The sequence below is a fragment of the Kistimonas scapharcae genome (genome assembly GCF_039540975.1).
Classification (GTDB): domain Bacteria; phylum Pseudomonadota; class Gammaproteobacteria; order Pseudomonadales; family Endozoicomonadaceae; genus Kistimonas; species Kistimonas scapharcae.
The window spans coordinates 1-1,710 of sequence record NZ_BAABFL010000083.1 but is presented as its reverse complement, the minus strand read 5'-3'; the positions used below and the strand labels follow the sequence as shown (position 1 = coordinate 1,710).

Annotated in this window: 3 protein-coding genes; all 3 read right to left on the bottom strand. The window is 55.9% G+C overall.

Features of this window, described 5'->3' with window-relative positions; genetic code table 11:
* Nucleotides 1-455 (bottom strand): hypothetical protein (locus ABD892_RS05070; protein ID WP_345194304.1); only part of this gene is annotated, 455 nt, incomplete at its 3' end.
* A 20-nt stretch (nt 456-475) separates the two neighbouring features.
* On the bottom strand, nt 476-859 hold the full coding sequence (locus ABD892_RS05065) for a hypothetical protein (RefSeq protein ID WP_345194302.1): 384 nt from the start codon (nt 857-859) through the stop codon (nt 476-478).
* The coding region (locus tag ABD892_RS05060; RefSeq protein ID WP_345194301.1) for a hypothetical protein at nt 859-1,710 on the bottom strand (852 nt) is incomplete at its 5' end. The genes ABD892_RS05060 and ABD892_RS05065, both read right to left, overlap by 1 nt.

Here is a 1,710-nt window from a genome sequence, read left to right as displayed (position 1 = left end):
AGCAGACGATAGACTTCGCCAATCTCCGGCAAGCGGTCTTCAGTCCGTTGTATGGCCTGGATACTGCGCTGACCAACCAGCTGGTCACCCAAAAGTTCCCAGGACGCATCAACCGCTGGCACCACATAGGACTCAATCCGGTTACGGGCCTCGGTACGCTCATCGGTCTGGCTGTCGGTGTTAAACAACAGGACATCGACTTTGGCATCCTGCGGCGGTTCGGTAATGATCAGGTGTGCCCCAAGGTAAGGATCGGTATTGTCGGTGCTGACACCGGCATACACCTTCCGCAAAGAGACATCGCCAAGGGTGCGATCAATGCGGGATATATCACGGAACAGGTTATTGATATCGCCATCAATCACTTCATTGCCAGTGGCTCGACCGCCGCCGTCAGACTCATCGGTCAGGCGTTGGGAAGCGTAGAGTTTTACATCGTCCGGAAGAATCGCCATCCATGGATCTCCGTTAATGATCAGGGTGCGACGGTTAGCAACCTGAGGGTGAGCGAGTAAAGGTAATCGTTATCGGGGTAGGCGTAGGGCAGCACTTGTTGTGCCTCGACAGCAGCACCATGACTACGATCGAAGATCACCTGAAAGCTGCGATCATCAGCAAGAGTAAGCGTCATGACTTTTCCAGCTTCCGCTTCCAGTGCTTTGAGTGATTCGATCGTGGCGCGAGTGACCCAGGCAGACTGTTCACCCAATAACTCAATCTCCCGCCCATAAAGCTTTGCCTGCTCCTGCACCAACAAAGCGCCGGTCAAGGTGCGCTCGGTTTCCTGCTCTACCGGTTGCCATTGGTATTCGTTTATCCACAGCAGGTCATCGGGCAATGTCACACTATCCAGCTGCATCAAACGGCCCTCATCCCTGCAAGCTCCAGCGCCTTGAGGAGTTTCAGCTCCTCACTTTCCTGAACGCCGATATCCACCCGGCCACCGGGGTACTCAAGACGAATAGTGCGATCAGGCGTGTGTTTGGTTGCTGGCGATGGCACGTGAGCAGCAGGCGCTGATGTTGGTTGGCTGGCGGGTTGTTCCGGTGGGGATGACCTTTGCTGTTCACGCTCCCTGTCTCGAAGGGATTGCTGATGCTGATCCTCAGACAGCTGGCGTCGTTTTTCGTTATACACCTGCCGGTTCAACCGCAGGGATTTCTCAAGGTTGGTGATGGACTCGGCATCCCCCTTATCACGCGCCTCCTCCAGCTGCTGTTTCAGCTCCCGGTTCTGGCGCTCGAAGTTGCGCTTCTCCACGGCCCCGGTATTGCCACGCAAGCGGTCCAGCTCACTTTGCAGGCTTTCCAGCGTATTGCGGGTGCTGTTGTTTAAGGCATCCATCTGCGTCCTGGCTTGGGCCAGCGCATTGTTGAGTGTGGATAAGTCAGCCTCATCCAGCAGGTTCAGACTGTTCCCCATGGCTGAGGCCTGTCGGGTAAATGCCTGGGCGGAAAGCTCACCGTCCTGCCAGGCTTGCATGAGTTCGGTAAAGGCAATCTTCTGTTCCAGAAATTGAGCCTTGGTGAGTTCTGCGGCAATCGCCGTATGCTTGAACCAGTCACTGATCCCCGTGGCTTCCAGGTGGCCCATGGACTGGCTGAGCTCATCGGCTTTCTGACGGGCGTCATCCAGCTGTTGGCGAAGATCCGCTATGGCACCTCCGGTATTGCGAATCCCCTCCGTGCTGTTGTCCTGATTCATGGCATG